The sequence below is a fragment of the Novosphingobium resinovorum genome, assembly GCF_001742225.1.
Taxonomy (GTDB): Bacteria; Pseudomonadota; Alphaproteobacteria; order Sphingomonadales; family Sphingomonadaceae; genus Novosphingobium; species Novosphingobium resinovorum_A.
On the sequence record NZ_CP017075.1, the window covers coordinates 3,614,694 to 3,629,386 of the forward strand.

General features: G+C 66.8%; 13 protein-coding genes. 7 read left to right on the top strand and 6 right to left on the bottom strand.

Annotation, left to right across the window (positions count from 1 at the left end; genetic code table 11):
• Positions 1–1,479 (top strand): FGGY family carbohydrate kinase, encoded by a 1,479-nt coding sequence (locus BES08_RS16815; RefSeq protein ID WP_069708999.1) that lies wholly within the window; start codon positions 1–3, stop codon positions 1,477–1,479.
• A 329-nt stretch (positions 1,480–1,808) separates the two neighbouring features.
• Here the strand turns inward: BES08_RS16815 and ahpF are convergent, their stop codons facing one another.
• The 4 genes from ahpF to aroC form a co-directional block, all read right to left on the bottom strand.
• On the bottom strand, positions 1,809–3,410 hold the full coding sequence (gene ahpF / locus BES08_RS16820; protein WP_069709000.1) for an alkyl hydroperoxide reductase subunit F: 1,602 nt from the start codon (positions 3,408–3,410) through the stop codon (positions 1,809–1,811).
• A gap of 196 nt (positions 3,411–3,606) precedes the next feature.
• Complete coding sequence (ahpC, locus tag BES08_RS16825) at positions 3,607–4,173, bottom strand: alkyl hydroperoxide reductase subunit C (protein ID WP_008831739.1); 567 nt, start codon at positions 4,171–4,173, stop codon at positions 3,607–3,609.
• Positions 4,174–4,439: 266 nt separating this feature from the next.
• A complete protein-coding gene (locus BES08_RS16830) occupies positions 4,440–4,898 on the bottom strand; it encodes a YaiI/YqxD family protein (RefSeq protein ID WP_069709001.1) in 459 nt (152 codons plus the stop codon).
• A 133-nt stretch (positions 4,899–5,031) separates the two neighbouring features.
• Positions 5,032–6,111: a chorismate synthase gene (gene aroC / locus BES08_RS16835; RefSeq protein WP_069709002.1), complete on the bottom strand. Its 1,080-nt coding sequence runs from the start codon at positions 6,109–6,111 to the stop codon at positions 5,032–5,034.
• A gap of 156 nt (positions 6,112–6,267) precedes the next feature.
• Here aroC and BES08_RS16840 point away from each other — a divergent pair, with 156 nt between their 5' ends.
• From BES08_RS16840 to BES08_RS16855, 4 genes are all read left to right on the top strand, one after another.
• Positions 6,268–6,588: an antibiotic biosynthesis monooxygenase family protein gene (locus tag BES08_RS16840; RefSeq protein WP_008830561.1), complete on the top strand. Its 321-nt coding sequence runs from the start codon at positions 6,268–6,270 to the stop codon at positions 6,586–6,588.
• A 111-nt stretch (positions 6,589–6,699) separates the two neighbouring features.
• Positions 6,700–7,047 (top strand): arsenate reductase, encoded by a 348-nt coding sequence (locus BES08_RS16845; RefSeq protein ID WP_069709003.1) that lies wholly within the window; start codon positions 6,700–6,702, stop codon positions 7,045–7,047.
• Between the two features lie 28 nt (positions 7,048–7,075).
• On the top strand, positions 7,076–7,651 hold the full coding sequence (pnuC, locus tag BES08_RS16850; protein WP_069709004.1) for a nicotinamide riboside transporter PnuC: 576 nt from the start codon (positions 7,076–7,078) through the stop codon (positions 7,649–7,651).
• The gene (locus tag BES08_RS16855; RefSeq protein WP_069709005.1) at positions 7,648–8,166 is read left to right on the top strand and encodes an ATP/GTP-binding protein; all 519 of its coding nucleotides are present in this window, start codon (positions 7,648–7,650) and stop codon (positions 8,164–8,166) included. Before pnuC ends, BES08_RS16855 begins: the two co-directional genes overlap by 4 nt.
• A gap of 151 nt (positions 8,167–8,317) precedes the next feature.
• On the opposite strand, the gene ubiG is transcribed toward BES08_RS16855, so the two are convergent.
• Positions 8,318–9,067: a bifunctional 2-polyprenyl-6-hydroxyphenol methylase/3-demethylubiquinol 3-O-methyltransferase UbiG gene (ubiG, locus tag BES08_RS16860; protein ID WP_069709006.1), complete on the bottom strand. Its 750-nt coding sequence runs from the start codon at positions 9,065–9,067 to the stop codon at positions 8,318–8,320.
• An 83-nt stretch (positions 9,068–9,150) separates the two neighbouring features.
• Between ubiG and BES08_RS16865 the strand changes: the two genes are divergently transcribed.
• Together BES08_RS16865 and BES08_RS16870 are read left to right on the top strand one after the other, a co-directional pair.
• Positions 9,151–10,410, top strand: coding sequence for an aspartate kinase (locus BES08_RS16865; RefSeq protein WP_008832616.1), 1,260 nt, complete (start codon positions 9,151–9,153; stop codon positions 10,408–10,410).
• A 170-nt stretch (positions 10,411–10,580) separates the two neighbouring features.
• Positions 10,581–12,887 (top strand): glycoside hydrolase family 3 N-terminal domain-containing protein, encoded by a 2,307-nt coding sequence (locus BES08_RS16870; RefSeq protein ID WP_231958063.1) that lies wholly within the window; start codon positions 10,581–10,583, stop codon positions 12,885–12,887.
• 185 nt (positions 12,888–13,072) lie between these two features.
• On the opposite strand, the gene BES08_RS16875 is transcribed toward BES08_RS16870, so the two are convergent.
• Positions 13,073–14,596, bottom strand: a complete 1,524-nt coding sequence (locus tag BES08_RS16875; protein ID WP_069709007.1) for a catalase — start codon at positions 14,594–14,596, stop codon at positions 13,073–13,075.
• Between the last annotated feature and the right edge of the window lie 97 nt (positions 14,597–14,693).

The window sequence follows — 14,693 nt, forward strand, 5'->3', positions numbered from 1 at the left end:
GTGAACGGCGAACACATTCTGGTCCTCGACGAAGGGACCACCTCGACGCGGGCGATCGTCTACGGCGCGGACGGCAGGGTCCTGCACGTCGCGCAGAAGGAACTGACGCAGCATTATCCCGCCCCCGGCCGCGTCGAGCACGATGCCGCCGAGATCTGGGACAAGACCCTCGCCTGCGCGCGCGAGGTGATCGGGAAAGTCGGCGGCGCGGACCGCATCGCCGCGCTCGGCATCACCAACCAGCGCGAGACGGTGGTGGCCTGGGACCGCCAGACCGGCGAGCCGATCACCCGCGCCATCGTCTGGCAGGACCGCCGCACCGCCGAGATGTGCGCCACGCTGCGCGATGGCGGGCATGAGGCGATGCTCCAGGAGCGGACGGGCCTAGTCGTCGATCCCTATTTCTCCGGCACCAAGATGCGCTGGGTGCTCGACAATGTGCCCGAGGCGCGCGCCTTGGGCGAGCGGCTGGCGCTGGGCACGTTGGAGAGCTGGCTGGTCTGGAAGCTGACCGGCGGGCTGCATGTCACCGATGCCAGCAATGCCAGCCGCACACAGCTGATGGCGCTCGACGGCGCGGACTGGGACGACGACCTGCTCGGCCTGTTCGGGGTGCCGCGCAGCGCGCTGGGCCGGATCGTCGATACGGCGGGGACGGTGGGCACTTGCGATCCCGAACTGCTCGGCGCGCCGATCCCGATCAGCGGGCTTGCGGGCGACCAGCAGGCGGCGACGATCGGCCAGCACTGCCTCAAGGCGGGTCAGACCAAGGCCACTTTCGGCACCGGGGCCTTCATCCTCACCAACATGGGCGAGACCCTGCCGCGTTCCTCGCATCGGCTGCTCGGCACGGTGCTGTGCCAGCAGGGCGGGCGGCGGACATATGCGCTGGAAGGCTCGATCTTCGTGGCGGGGAGCCTCATCAAGTGGCTGCGTGACGAACTCGGCGTGATCCGAACGGCGGCGGAAAGCGAGACGCTGGCGCGCGCGGTGGCGGACAATGGCGGGGTGCTGTTCCTGCCCGCGCTGGCGGGGCTGGGCGCGCCGCACTGGCAGCCGGATGCCAAGGGCGTCGTCACCGGGCTCACGCAAGGGACCAGCCGGGCGCATATCGTGCGCGCGGCGATGGAATCGATGGCGCACCAGTGCCACGATCTGCAGGCCGCTTTCGCCGCCGACGGCGCGGCGTGGACCTCGCTGCGCATCGACGGCGGGATGAGCGCCAACGACTGGATGGCGCAGGATCTGGCCGACGTGCTCGCGCTGCCCGTGGAGCGGCCTGCGGATATCGAGACGACCGCTCTGGGCGCGGCGATGCTGGCGGGGGTCGGGGTTGGCCTCCATGCCTCGCTGGAGGACGCGGTGGCGATGGGCAGCGCGTCGAAGCGGTTCGCGCCGGATATGGACGGGGCGGTGCGCTCGGGGCGTATCGCGATGTGGGAGGCGGGGCTGAAGCGGCATATCGACGGGGTGGGGTGAGGCTTCGTTCAAACGCCCGTCGTTTAAACCCCCCGTCATCCCAGCGAAGGCTGGGACCGCTGGCCGCGCAAAGCCCAACCCTCGGCAGGGCGTTCTGACGAGAGTTGGCCGTAACAGGCCAGCGGTCCCAGCCTTCGCTGGGATGACGGGGGGTGTTGCAAGCAAGCGTTGGCGCTCTGCTCATGGGGCTTCGACAAGCTCAGCCTGAGCGGGTTTTGAAGACCTGTTTTCAGTTCCGCTCAGGCTGAGCTTGTCGAAGCCCCATCCGCACACGAAAAACGGGCGGGAATCTCGCGATCCCCGCCCGCCTCTCGTTGGAACGCTGAAGCTCAGGCCGCCTGCTGAGCCGCCTGCGCGATCTCCTCGGGAGCCTCGTTGCGGATCAGGTAATCGAATGCGGACAGCGCCGCCTTCGACCCTTCGCCCATGGCGATGATGATCTGCTTGTAAGGCACCGTGGTCACGTCGCCTGCCGCGAACACGCCGGGCAGGTTGGTGGCGGCCTTCTCGTCGATGACGATCTCGCCGCGGGCCGTCAGTTCCACGCCGGAGTCCTTCAGCCATTCGGTGTTGGGCACCAGCCCGATCTGGACGAACACGCCTTCCAGTTCGACCTTGCGCTCCTGGCCCGAATTACGGTCCTTGTAGACCAGCGCGTTGACCTTCTCGCCGTCGCCTTCGACCTCGGTGGTCTGGGCGCTGGTGAAGATGTCGACGTTCTTCATCGACTTGAGCTTGTCGACCAGCACCTGGTCGGCGCGCAGCTTGGCGTCGAATTCGATCAGCGTCACGTGGCCGACGATGTTGGCCAGGTCGATCGCCGCCTCGACGCCCGAGTTGCCGCCGCCGATCACGGCCACGCGCTTGCCCTTGAACAGCGGGCCGTCGCAGTGCGGGCAATAAGCCACGCCCTTGTTCTTGTACTCGGCCTCGCCGGGCACGCCGAGGTTCCGCCAGCGCGCGCCGGTGGTCAGCACCACCGAGCGGGCTTTCAGCGAGGCGCCGTTGGCGAACACGACCTCGTGATAGCCGCCCACTTCGCTGGCCGGGATCAGCTTCTCGGCGCGCTGCAGGTTCATCACGTCGATGTCGTATTCAGCGACGTGCGATTCCAGCGCGGCGGCGAGCTTCGGGCCTTCGGTGTAGGGGACCGAGATGAAGTTCTCGATGCCCATGGTGTCCTGCACCTGGCCGCCGAAACGCTCGGCGGCGATGCCGGTGCTGAAGCCCTTGCGCGCGGTGTAGACCGACGCGGCGGCACCAGCGGGACCACCGCCGACGACGAGCACCTCGAAAGGCTTCTTCTCGGCCAGCTTGGCGGCGGCCTTGGCGTCGGCGCCGGTGTCGAGCTTGCCGAGGATTTCCTCGATGCTCATCTTGCCCGAACCCCACATCGCGCCGTTCAGGAAGACGGCGGGCACGGCCATGACGCCGCGCTCCTCGACCTCGGCCTGGAACGTGCCGCCTTCGATCAGCGTCACGTCGGCGTGCGGGTTGTTGAGCGCGATCAGCGTCAGCGCCTGCACCACGTCGGGGCAGTTGTGGCACGAGAGCGAGAAGTACATCTCGAACGTCAGCGAGCCTTCGAGCGCCTTCGCCTGCTCCAGAACTTCGTCCGAGACCTTGGGCGGGTGGCCGCCGGTCCACAGCAGGGCGAGGACGAGCGAGGTGAATTCATGGCCGAGCGGCAGGCCGGCGAAACGTACCCAGGCGCTCGCGTCGCTGGCGCGGCGGATGATGAAGCTGGGGCGGCGCGCATCGTCGCCGTCGAAAGTGGCGGTGACCTTGTCCGAGAGCGAGGCGATGGTGGTCAGCAGCTCGCGGGTCTCGGTGGACTTTGCGTCATCGCCAAGGGAGGCGACGAGCTCGATCGGCTCGCGCAGCATGCCGAGGTATTGCGAGAGCTGTTGCTTCAGGTTGGCGTCGAGCATGAGTCAGGTTTCCTTTGTTGGGAATCCTCCCTGCGAAGCGGGGAGGGGGACCATCCGAAGGATGGTGGAGGGGGGCGGGGCGGTCCCGTCTGCAATGCGACGTCTGCGGCCCTGCGGCCCGCCCCCTCCGTCAGCCCCTTGCGGGGCTGCCACCTCCCCATGACCTGCGGCCACGGGGAGGATTTGGGTCAGTTACTTAGATCTTGCCGACGAGGTCGAGCGAGGGAGCCAGCGTGGCTTCGCCTTCTTCCCACTTGGCCGGGCAGACCTGGCCGGGGTGCTCGCGCCAGTACTTGGCGGCCTTGATCTTGCGGACCAGTTCCTTGGCGTTGCGGCCCACGCCCTCGGGGGTGATTTCGACCAGCTGGATCACGCCGTCCGGATCGACCACGAAGGTCGCGCGATCAGCCAGGCCGACGCCTTCGCGCAGCACGCCGAAGTTGTTGGCAAGGTTGTGGTTCTGGTCGCCGAGGAAGGCGTAGGTGCACTTGCCGATGGCGTCCGAGGTGTCGTGCCATGCCTTGTGGCTGAAGTGCGTGTCGGTCGAAACGCCGAACACTTCGACGCCGAGGCCCTGAAGCGTCGCGTATTCGCCCGCGAGGTCTTCCAGCTCGGTCGGGCACACGAAGGTGAAGTCCGCCGGGTAGAAGAAGAAGACGGCCCACTTGCCGGCGATGTCGCCTTCGGTGACGTCGAAGAAGTCCTTACCGGCCTGGAAGGCGGTGTTCTTGAACGGCTTGATGGTGCTGCCGACGATACCCATGGATGTAGTTCCCTCAGTTGGGTGGTTGAAACTGGTGAAGCTCAGATAGGCCGGGGGTGTGACGATTGTAAGCACGATGATCCGATTGGCCTCATCGGTTCAGGCGATCAATCGGAGATGGATTGTGCGGCTCTGTCGATGAGATGTGCAAGAGAGGAGGGCGCGTACGTCGTCCCGGACTTGATCCGGGACCGCTGGCCGTGACCAGCCCACCTTGCCGCGCGCACCTGCAAGCTACCGCCTGAAGATTTGCCAGCGGTCCCGGATCAAGTCCGGGACGACGACCTCAGCAACCGCACCAGCACTTCGTCCAGCGCCGAGAGGAACCGCGAGCGGTCCTGCTTCGCGAACGGCGGCGGCCCGCCGATGATGTCTCCGCCCGCGCGCAAGTCCGCCATGATCGCGCGGGTGGCGATGGCGCTGCCGATCGAACTGGTGGTGAAAGGCTTGCCGTTGGGAGCAACCACGCTGGCGCCCAGCTTGAGGCAGCGATCGGCCAGGAGGATATCGGCGGTGATCACCACCGTGGCGGCGTCAGTATTGTCCACGATCCAGTCATCCGCCGCGTCGAAGGCGTCGCTGACCACCTTGCGGGAGATCAGCGAACTTTGCGGGACGCGGATCGCGCTGTTGCTGACGACGACGACGGGCACCTTGTGGCGAGCGGCGACCTTGTAGGTCTCCTCCTTCACCGGGCAGGCGTCGGCGTCTATCAGGATGCGCATGCAAATCCTCCCTGAGCTTGCTCGGGGAGGGGGACCGCCGACGCAGTCGGTGGTGGAGGGGGAGACGACCCCTCCGTCAGCCCTGCGGGCTGCCACCTCCCCATTGCTTCGCAACAGGGAGGATTCGGCCCACTCAACCGCACTGCCCGCGGTGGAGCAGCTTGTGATCGGCCAGCACCAGCGCCATCATCGCCTCGACCACCGGCACGCCGCGGATGCCGACGCAGGGGTCGTGGCGGCCCTTGGTGAACATCTCGGTCGCCTCGCCGGAGCGGTTGATGGTCGCTTGCGGGGTGAGGATCGAACTGGTCGGCTTGAACGCCACGCGGCAGGTCACCGGCTGGCCGGTGGAGATGCCGCCCGCGATGCCGCCCGCGTGGTTCGCCAGGAACTCCGGCGCGCCGTCCGGCCCTTCGGCATTCGGGCGCATCGGGTCAGCGTTCTGCTCGCCGGAGAGGCGCGCGGCGGCGAAGCCGTCGCCGATTTCGACGCCCTTGACCGCGTTGATCCCCATCATCGCTGCCGCGAGGTCGGCGTCGAGCTTGGCGTAGAGCGGGGCGCCCCAGCCTGCGGGCACGCCGCTGGCATAACATTCCACCACCGCGCCGACCGACGAGCCGCTCTTGCGCGCGTCATCGACGATCTTCTCCCAGCGCGCCGCAGCGGCCGCGTCGGGGCAGAAGAACGGGTTGTTGGCGATCTCGGCCTCGTCGAACTTGCCCGGATCGATCATGTCGCCGCCGATCTCGGAGACGTAGGCGAGGATCTTGACCTCGGGGATCACCAGCCGCGCCACCGCGCCCGCCGCCACGCGGCTGGCGGTCTCGCGCGCCGAGGAGCGCCCGCCGCCGCGATAGTCGCGGAAACCGTACTTGGCGTCATAGGCGTAGTCGGCATGACCGGGGCGATAGGCGACGGCGACCTCGGAATAATCCTTCGAGCGCTGGTCGACGTTCTCGATCATCAGGCTGATCGGGGTGCCTGTCGTCCTGCCTTCGAAAACGCCCGAGAGGATGCGGACCTGGTCCGGCTCCTGCCGCTGCGTGGTGAACTTCGACTGGCCGGGGCGGCGCGCGTCGAGGAAGGGCTGGATCAGGCCTTCGTCGATCGCGAGGCCGGGCGGGCACCCGTCGACGACGGCGCCGATGGCGGGTCCGTGGCTCTCACCCCAGGTGGTGAAGCGGAAGAGGCGGCCGAAGCTGTTCATGCTCATGGTGCCTCGCGCCTTGTCGGGAATCGCGCGATTTGTCCAGTGGAGCGCTGATTGTGGTCGAAGCGGCTGCGATCTTCCCGAAGCGGGACAAATCGCAGGTCATAATGGCGCTTTTGATCACTTGTACAACCGATTGCGGCGATGCAGGGAGCGCAAATGTTCCTTGTCCTTTTCCGCAACCGCAAGCGCGCCGACATCGACGTTGACGCTTATATCCACGACGCCGTCGCCATGGAGGCGATGGCCGCCGAGCAGCCGGGATTCCTGTTGTTCCGCAGCTATACGGCGGACGACGGCGAAGTGCTGTCGATGTCGGAATGGGAGAGCGCGGAGCACGCCGCCGCCTGGGCGCGCAATGCCGAGCATCTCATGGTCCAGCGTCGCGGCATGAAGGAATATTACGAGAGCTACACGCTCTACACGTGCGACATGCCCAAGGTGCAGCGCTTCGACATGAAGGCAAGGCTGCCGGGCTGATCGGCCCCATGTTCTTGCCGGTATGCATCGCGCGCGGCTTGGTGTATCGCCGCGCGTGAAGCAGGCTCCTTACCGTAACTTGTGCCTGCGTTTCAGGGCGATAGGTACGGCATGGCGATCGAGTTCTACGGCATCCCCAACTGCGACACGGTGAAGAAGGCGCGTGTCTGGCTTGACGCGAAGGGGATCGCGTACACGTTCCACGACTACAAGAAGGAAGGCGCGGACCCGGAAAAGCTCGCGGCGTGGATCGACGCCGCCGGGCTCGACAAGGTGCTGAACCGCGCCGGGACCACCTTCCGCAAGCTGCCCGATGCCGACAAGGCCGACCTCGACGCCGAGAAGGCGACTGCGCTGATGGCCGCCAATCCCAGCGTGATCAAGCGGCCTGTGGTGGAACATCCCGGCGGCATCCTCGTCGGCTTCAAGGAGCCGGAATGGGCGGCGGCGCTGGCCTGATTCGGGGACTGTTTCGGGGGCCGGGGCAATGAACACCGTCGAATGGATCGCGGCCGCGCTCGGTCTTGCCAACATTGCGCTGCTGGTGCGGCGCAGCGTGTGGAACTATCCGTTCGGCATGGCCATGGTGGCGCTCTATGTCGCCGTGTTCTTCGAGGCGAAGCTCTACGGAGAGGCGGGGCTGCAGGTCTTCTTCTTCGTGGCGCAGGGGTGGAGCTGGGTGCTCTGGCTGCGCGCGGCGAAGACCGGCGGCGAGGGCGACGACCGCGTGCCCGTTCGCCTGCTGAGCAACCTCAGTCGCGTCGTCTGGCTGACGGCGACGGCGGCGCTGGCGCTCAACCTCGGCTGGGTGATGCACCGCTTTACCGATGCCTCGCTGCCTTACGCCGACACCGCGATTGCCGGGGCCAGCATCGCCGCGCAGATCCTGCTCGCGTTTCGCCGCATAGAGAACTGGGTGCTGTGGATCGCCGTCGATGTGGCCTCGATCGCGGTCTATGTTCACAAGGACTTGTGGGCGACGGCGGGGCTCTACGTCGTATTTCTCCTGATGTCGGTGCTGGCCTTGCGGGAATGGATCGTCGCCTACAGGACGCAGGCATGAAGACCGTCTGCCTCCACGGCGCCGAGAGCACCGGCAAGTCGGTGCTGTGCGAGCGCCTGCTCGTCACGCGCGGCTGGCCGTTCGTGCCCGAATATGGCCGCACCTACTGCGAGGAAAACGGCACCGACCTGACGATGACCGACCTTCTCGTCATCGCCGAGGGGCAGGCCCGGCACAATCGCCGGGCGCTGTCGGACGACGACGGCGCGCCGGTCCTGCTGTTCGACACCGACCAACTGATGACCGCTGCCTGGGCGCAGATGCTGTTCGGCGAAGTGCCCGAAGCCCTGCTGGCCTATCCCAAGGCCGACCTCTACCTCCTGTTCGAGCCCGACGTGCCTTGGCAGGAGGACGGCACCCGCTTTTTCGGGACCGCTGATACCCGCGCCCGCTTCGCCGCGCTGGCTGAGGACATGCTGGTGCGTGCCGGGGTGACCTTCGTGCGCATCGCCGGAACCTGGGGCGAGCGCGAGGCGAAGGCCGTGGCGGCGATCGAGGGGTTGCTGGCGCGGTGAGAGGCCCACCCCGCGCGAGTTTTATTGCTGTCATTCCCGCGAAGGCGGGAACCCATCTCCTGACAGTGCCTGTTGAGCCGTCATCAGATGGGTCCCCGCCTTCGCGGGGATGACGGGTTAATTTCGCGCAACCTTGCGCATGAGTGGTGGCTTACTTCTTCCGCGCCGTCGCGATGAAGTTCAGCGCCAGATCGTCCGACAGGTGCAGCCCCTTGAGCGGCGACCACGCAATCCCGCGCGGCATGCCCAGTTCCAGTCCGGCGCCGTCCGCAAGCTCGCGAAGTTCATCAGGCGTCACGAACTGGCTCCACTCGTGCGTGCCCCTGGGCACCTGGCCGAGCCGCTCCGCCGCCTCCACCAGCAGCACGCGCGAGCGGGCGGTGCGGTTAGGGCACGATAGGATCATCAACCCGTCGTCCGCCAACGCAGCGGACAGGTCACCGATGAACGCGGCCTTGTCGGTGACGTGCTCGATCACCTCCAGCGAGCAGACGAGGTCGTAGCCCGTCAGGCCCAGCGATCCCAGTTCGCCCGCGCGGTAGTCGATCGCCAGCCCGCCCGCCTCGGCATGGGCGCGCGCGGCGGCGGCGTTTTCGGGTGCGGCGTCCACGCCCGTCACCGCCGCGCCCATGCGCGCCAGCGGCTCGCACAGCAGCCCCGCGCCGCATCCGGCGTCGAGCGCGCGCTTGCCCGCCAGCGGCTTCAGGCCGCGCGAATCGGTGCCGAAATGTCCGTCGATCGCCTCGCGGATGAAGCCCAGGCGCACCGGGTTCAGCTTGTGCAGCATCGCCGAAGTGCCCTTCGGATCCCACCACTCGGCGGCGAGGGCGCCGAAGTGCGCGGCCTCCTTCGGATCGATTGTTGCGCGCGAAGCGGGAAGAGAGGCAGTTGCATTGTCCATGATCCCCCCCTAACAGCGCCGCCGACTCTTATCCACACTCGCGCACCCCGCGCGGGTCTTTTACGCAGGGGAGCAACGGCGCCTTGGCACGTATCGTGATGAAATTCGGCGGCACTTCCATGGCCGGGTCCGAGCGCATCCGGCGCGTGGCGGGTATCGTCAAACGCCAGCAGGAAGCCGGGCACGAAGTGGCCGTGGTCGTCTCCGCGATGGCGGGCGAGACCGACCGCCTCGTCAACTTCTGCCGTGAAGCCGATGCGCTCTACGATCCCGCCGAATACGACGTCGTCGTCGCCTCGGGCGAGCAGGTCACGTCCGGCCTCCTCGCGCTGACGCTGCAGTCGATGGGCTGCAAGGCGCGCTCGTGGCTGGGCTGGCAGGTGCCGATCAAGACCGACGACGCTCACGCCAAGGCCCGTATCGAGGACATCGACGCCGAGGCGCTGATCGCCTCGATGGCGTCGGGCCAGATCGCGGTGATCCCCGGTTTCCAGGGCGTCTCGCCCGACAACCGTGTGACCACGCTGGGGCGCGGCGGCTCGGACACTTCGGCGGTGGCCGTGGCGGCGGCGGTGAAGGCAGACCGCTGCGACATCTACACCGACGTCGACGGCGTCTACACCACCGACCCGCGCATCGTCGCCAAGGCGCGCAAGCTGCCGCTGGTGACTTATGAGGAAATGCTGGAACTGGCCTCGGTCGGCTCCAAGGTGCTGCAGACCCGCTCGGTCTCCCTCGCCATGAAGGAGAACGTGCGCGTGCAGGTGCTGTCCTCGTTCATCGACGAGAACGCGCCCGCCGCCGATACCATCCCCGGAACCCTGATCGTCAGTGACGAAGAGCTTGAAGGAAGCGACATGGAACGCCAGCTGATCACCGGCATCGCCGCCGACAAGAACGAAGCCAAGATCACCCTGACCCGCATCGCCGACCGTCCGGGCGCGGTGGCGTCGATCTTCGCGCCGCTCGCGGATTCGAACATCAACGTCGACATGATCATCCAGAACGTCGCCAAGGACAAAGGCGAGACCGACGTGACCTTCACGGTCCCGCAGGCCGACCTCGCCCGCGCGCAGGCGCTGCTGGAAGAGCGCAAGGAGGCCATCGGCTACTACCGCATGATCGCCGAGGGCAACGTGGCGAAGATCAGCGTCGTGGGCGTCGGCATGCGCAGCCACGCGGGCGTCGCGGCGACGATGTTCAAGACGCTCGCCGATCGCGGCATCAACATCATCGCCATCTCGACCAGCGAGATCAAGGTCTCGGTCCTGATCGACACCGACGAGACCGAACTGGCCGTGCGCGTGCTGCACACCGCTTACGGGCTCGACGCGGCCGCCTGATCGCGGCGCTCTCGCGTACCCGCGAAGGATTAGAGAAAGGCGGCGCCCCAAGCGCCGCCTTTTTTCGTTTACGCTATCCACACGTCGGATACAGCGCTGTCAAAGCCGCGAAACCGCGATAGTGCGCGTGCACAAGTATGCTGATCAGCATTCCAACGGAGTAATCGACCTTGCGCCTTTCCCGAATGGTACTCGCTCTGGCCCTGACGTCGTCGCTGGCTCCGCTTGCGGCTGCACCGGTCGTTGCCAAAGAGGCGAAAGTCATGACCGAGGCCGAGGCACGGTCGCGCGCCGAGGCGATGCTGCAGCGGATGACGCTGGAGGAGAAGGCGGGCCAGCTCGTCCAGTACTTCGACTTCGGCGGGGCTACCGTGGCGAACCCCAAGGCGACGGCGGTGAACATCGACGCCGCGATCGCGAAGGGCGAGGTCGGCTCGATGCTGTTCGTCACCGATCCGGTCCGCATCAACGCGCTGCAGGAACTGGCGGTGAAGAAGACGCGCCTCGGCATTCCGCTGCTGATCGGCTACGACGTGATCCACGGGTTGCACACGATCATGCCGGTGCCGATCGCGATGGCCGCGTCGTGGGACCCGGCGACGGCCGAGCGCGGCCAGGCCGTCGCGGCATCGGAAGCGCGCGCGGTGGGCATCAACTGGACCTTCGCGCCGATGGTCGACATCACCATGGACCCGCGCTGGGGCCGCATGGTCGAGGGCGCGGGCGAGGACCCGGTGCTCGGCGCGGCGATGGCGGCGGCGCAAGTGCGCGGCTTCCAGGGCGGTGCCATCGGCACGCCGGGGCATGTGCTGTCCGGCCCCAAGCATTTCGTCGGCTACGGCGCCTCCTTCGGCGGGCGTGACTACGACGAGGTGGACTTGTCGGAGAGCCAGCTGCGCAACACCTACCTGCCGCCGTTCAAGGCCGCGCTCGATGCAGGCGCGGGCAATATCATGAGCGCCTACATGGGCCTCAACGGCGTTCCGGCGGCGGCGAACACGTGGCTGCTGACCGATGTGCTGCGCAAGGAATGGGGCTTCAAGGGCTTCGTGGTGAGCGATGCCAACGGCGTCGATTCGCTGGAGAAGCAAGGCATGGCGGGCAGCCCGAAGCAGGCCGCGGTGCGCGCGCTGGAGGCGGGCATGGACCTTGCCATGACGGTCCCGAGCAACCCCTCGCCGATGCTGTCGCTGGTCGATGCGGTGAAGGGCGGCGAAGTGGCCGAAAGCGCGCTCGACGGCCCGGTGCTGCGTCTGCTCGAGGCCAAGTATCGCCTTGGCCTGTTCGACAAGCCTTATGTCGATCCCAAGGCGGTGCCCAGGACCTTCGACGATCCCGCTCACCGTGAAGTCGCGCGGATCGCGGCCGAGCGGTCGGCGGTGCTGCTCGCCAATGCGGGCGGGCTGCTGCCGGTGGACCGCAGCAAGCTCAAGTCGGTGGCGGTGATCGGGCCGCTCGGCGATGCGGGGCACGACATGCTCGGTCCCTGGGTGTTCTCCTCCAACAAGCCTGAGGGCGTCAGCGTCCTTGCGGGCCTACGCGCCAAGCTGGGCGCGGGCGTGAAGGTCGAATATGCGATGGGAACGGCATGGCCCACTCGTAAGAACCCCTCCTTCTTCGACGCGATGAACAAGCCCGGCGAGCATCCCGCGATCGACGAGAAGGCGGAACTGGCCAGGGCGATCGCGCTTGCGAAGCAGTCGGACGTCGCGGTCATGGTGCTGGGCGAGGCGCAGAACATGGCGGGCGAATTCGCCTCGCGATCGGACCTGAAGTTGCCGGGCCGTCAGCAGGAACTGCTCGACGCGGTGATCGCCACCGGAAAGCCGGTCGTCGTGGTGCTGGTCAACGGCCGTCCGCTCAGCCTCGGCGATGCGAAGCCCGGCGCGGTGCTGGAGGCGTGGTATCCCGGCTCCGAGGGCGGCAATGCCGTCGCCAACCTGCTGCTCGGTGATGCGAACCCCGGCGGCAAGCTGCCCTTCAGCTGGATCCGCAGCGCGGCACAGGCGCCTTACACTTACGCCTACCTGCCCTCGCACCAGCCCGGAAGCGCCGACAAGCGCTACTGGAACGAGGACAATTCGCCGACCTGGCCCTTCGGTCATGGCCTGAGCTACACCACGTTCGCTTACGGCAAGCTGGCGGTGGACCGCGCCTCGGTGAAGCTGGGCGAGCCGGTCACGGTGTCGTTCGACCTCACCAACACCGGCAAGCGTGCGGGCGACGAGGTGGCGCAGCTCTACATCCACCAGCGCGTGGGCACGTCCTCGCGTCCGGTGCGCCAGCTCAAGAAGTTCGCCCGCGTCGCCCTCGCGCCGGGCGAGACGAAGCATATGCAGTTCACCCTGACGGCCGACGACCTGCGCTACTGGAGCGCGGCGACCAAGGGCTGGGTGCAGGACGACAGCGCGTTCGACGTGTGGGTCGGCGGCGATTCGAAGGCTGACATGGCGACGACGTTCACGGTGGCGAAGTAGGACACCGACCCTTTGACAGTCATTCCCGCGAAGGCGGGAACCCATCTCCGGTTCTCTCGTGTTGCACGGTCATCAGATGGGTCCCCGCCTTCGCGGGGATGACTGTTAAAGGGTGACGGAACAATCACGAAAAAGGCCCCGTGCGCGGACATCCGCACACGGGGCCTTTTCATTCGACCGTCAGGTCAGTCTGCCAGTTCGGGCACCGGCGAGAGTTCGGTGCTCACGCTCATCCCCAGCGCAGCCGCCAGGCCCGCACCGTAAGCCGGATCGCAGCGGGTGGCATTGTCGATGTGGCGCTGCTTGATGAAGTCCGGCGCGTCGCCCATGGCGCGCGCGGTGTTGCCGAACAGGCGCTCCTTCTGCGCATCGTCCATCAGCTGGAACAGCGCGCGCGGCTGGCTGTAGTAGTCGTCGTCATCCTCGCGGAAGTTCCAGAAGTCGGCAGCGCCCGAGAGGCGCAAGGGGGGCTCGCGGAATTCGGGCTGGCCCTGCCACTGGTCGAACGAGTTCGGGTGGTAGTGCAGCAGTCCGCCGTAGTTCCCGTCGACCCGGCCCTGGCCGTCGCGGTGGTTGTTGAACACCGGGCAGCGCGCTGCGTTCACCGGGATCTGGTGGTGGTTGACCCCCAGACGATACCGCTGCGCGTCCGAATAGGCGAACAGGCGGGCCTGCAGCATCTTGTCGGGCGAGACGCCGATGCCGGGGACAAGGTTGGACGGGCTGAAGGCGCTCTGCTCCACGTCCGCGAAGAAGTTCTCCGGATTGCGGTTCAGCTCCATCATGCCGACCTCGATCAGCGGATAGACCTTCTGCGACCAGACCTTGGTGAGGTCGAAGGGATGGAAGCCGCACGTCTCGGCCTCGGCCTCGTCCATGATCTGGACCATGACCTTCCACTTCGGGAACTCGCCGCGCTCGATCGCCTCGTAGAGATCGCGCTGGTTGCTCTCGCGGTCGCCGGCGACGACTTCGGCGGCTTCGGCGTCGGTCAGGTGCGCGTGGCCCTGTTGGGTTTTGAAGTGCCACTTCACCCAGAACCGCTCACCCGCCTCGTTGTAGAACGAGTAGGTGTGGCTGGAGAAGCCGTCCATGTGGCGGTACGACTTGGGGATGCCGCGATCGCCCATCACGTAAGTGACCTGGTGGAAGGCTTCGGGCAGCAGGGTCCAGAAGTCCCAGTTGTTCTGCGCGCTGCGCATGTTGGTGCGCGGATCGCGCTTCACCGCTTTATTGAGATCGGCGAAATGGCGGGGATCACGCACGAAGAAGACCGGCGTGTTGTTGCCGACCATGTCCCAGTTGCCTTCCTCGGTGTAGAACTTCACCGCGAAGCCGCGAATGTCGCGCTCGGCATCGGCCGCGCCGCGCTCTCCGGCGACGGTGGTGAAGCGGGCGAACAGCTCGGTCTGCTTGCCCTTTTCGGCGAGGAACTTCGCGCGGGTGTACTTCGAGACGTCACCGGTGACGGTGAAGGTGCCGAATGCGCCCGAACCCTTGGCGTGCATGCGACGCTCGGGGATCACTTCGCGGTTGAGGTTGGCCAGCTTCTCGATCAGCCAGACGTCCTGCATCAGCAGGGGCCCGCGCGGCCCGGCGGTGTAGGAGTTGGAGTTGTCGACGACCGGAGCGCCGAACTGCGTGGTCAGCGGGGTAGCGGCGCCGTGGCCGTAAGGGCACTTGGGCTCGTCTGAGTTGGATCCGTGCATGTCGGCTCTCCTTTGGTCATGGGCCTGTGGTCATGGATTGGCGTGTGCTGCCCTTTGGCGGCTCTGCTGTAGACCTAACGAAGCCCGCCAAGGCGGA

Excerpts from the sequence above, each read along its gene's own strand:
- BES08_RS16830 (WP_069709001.1), bottom strand. The coding sequence starts at position 4,898 with ATGCGCATCCTGATAGACGCCGACGCCTGCCCGGTGAAGGAGGAGACC.
- BES08_RS16875 (WP_069709007.1), bottom strand. The coding sequence starts at position 14,596 with ATGCACGGATCCAACTCAGACGAGCCCAAGTGCCCTTACGGCCACGGC.
- ahpC (WP_008831739.1), bottom strand. The coding sequence starts at position 4,173 with ATGGGTATCGTCGGCAGCACCATCAAGCCGTTCAAGAACACCGCCTTC.
- ubiG (WP_069709006.1), bottom strand. The coding sequence starts at position 9,067 with ATGGACAATGCAACTGCCTCTCTTCCCGCTTCGCGCGCAACAATCGAT.
- BES08_RS16845 (WP_069709003.1), top strand. The coding sequence starts at position 6,700 with ATGGCGATCGAGTTCTACGGCATCCCCAACTGCGACACGGTGAAGAAG.
- pnuC (WP_069709004.1), top strand. The coding sequence starts at position 7,076 with ATGAACACCGTCGAATGGATCGCGGCCGCGCTCGGTCTTGCCAACATT.
- ahpF (WP_069709000.1), bottom strand. The coding sequence starts at position 3,410 with ATGCTCGACGCCAACCTGAAGCAACAGCTCTCGCAATACCTCGGCATG.
- BES08_RS16840 (WP_008830561.1), top strand. The coding sequence starts at position 6,268 with ATGTTCCTTGTCCTTTTCCGCAACCGCAAGCGCGCCGACATCGACGTT.
- aroC (WP_069709002.1), bottom strand. The coding sequence starts at position 6,111 with ATGAGCATGAACAGCTTCGGCCGCCTCTTCCGCTTCACCACCTGGGGT.
- BES08_RS16855 (WP_069709005.1), top strand. The coding sequence starts at position 7,648 with ATGAAGACCGTCTGCCTCCACGGCGCCGAGAGCACCGGCAAGTCGGTG.